Genomic DNA, 600 nt, shown 5'->3' on the forward strand with positions numbered 1-600 from the left:
GGTGATCGTCGGCGCCGACGGCGACGACCTGCGGGTCGACGGCCCGGCGAAGTTCCTGCGCGCCGCCGCCGACGCGATGGACCTCGACCAGCTCCGGGTGATCGACACCGGCCTCGACCCGGTCACCGCCGAACGCGAGCAGTGGGACGACGGCAACAACACGCTCGCGCTCGCGCCCCGGCTCTGCGTCGGGTACGAGCGCAACGTGGAGACCAACGCGCAACTGGAACGGGCCGGCATCGAGGTGATCGCGATCGCCGGATCGGAGCTGGGCTCCGGGCGCGGCGGCCCGCGCTGCATGTCCTGCCCGCTGGTGCGGGAGAAGGGCGGGGCCGCCTGACCCGGAACGTCAGCGCAGCGTCAGCTGGCGGCCGAGCAGCCCCTGCCGCGACCGGCGGCCGGCCGCGTCCAGCGGCGCCTGCTCGGCGACCGCCTCGGCGTAACGCTTGGCGAACTCCGCCAGCGGCGCCTCCCACTCGGCGGCCGGGGTGTCCTCCGGCAGGTCCCAGACCGGCGCGAGCCGCCCGTGTGCCCGGAACATGCCGGCGAACTTCGTGTCGTCGCCGAGCGTCAGCGCGCCGGCCGCGCCGAGCCGGGACA

General features: G+C 75.7%; 2 protein-coding genes. One reads left to right on the forward strand and one right to left on the reverse strand.

Annotated features, from left to right (window positions below; all coding sequences use genetic code 11):
* Nucleotides 1-340, forward strand: a 340-nt coding sequence (locus KBX39_RS32565) for an arginine deiminase family protein (protein ID WP_247660833.1), incomplete at its 5' end; no start/stop codon positions are given.
* A gap of 9 nt (nt 341-349) precedes the next feature.
* Here the strand turns inward: KBX39_RS32565 and KBX39_RS32570 are convergent.
* Nucleotides 350-600, reverse strand: a 251-nt coding sequence (locus tag KBX39_RS32570) for a DUF5926 family protein (RefSeq protein WP_247660834.1), incomplete at its 5' end; no start/stop codon positions are given.

This window comes from Micromonospora sp. D75, from assembly GCF_018070405.1.
GTDB lineage: Bacteria > Actinomycetota > Actinomycetes > Mycobacteriales > Micromonosporaceae > Micromonospora > Micromonospora chalcea.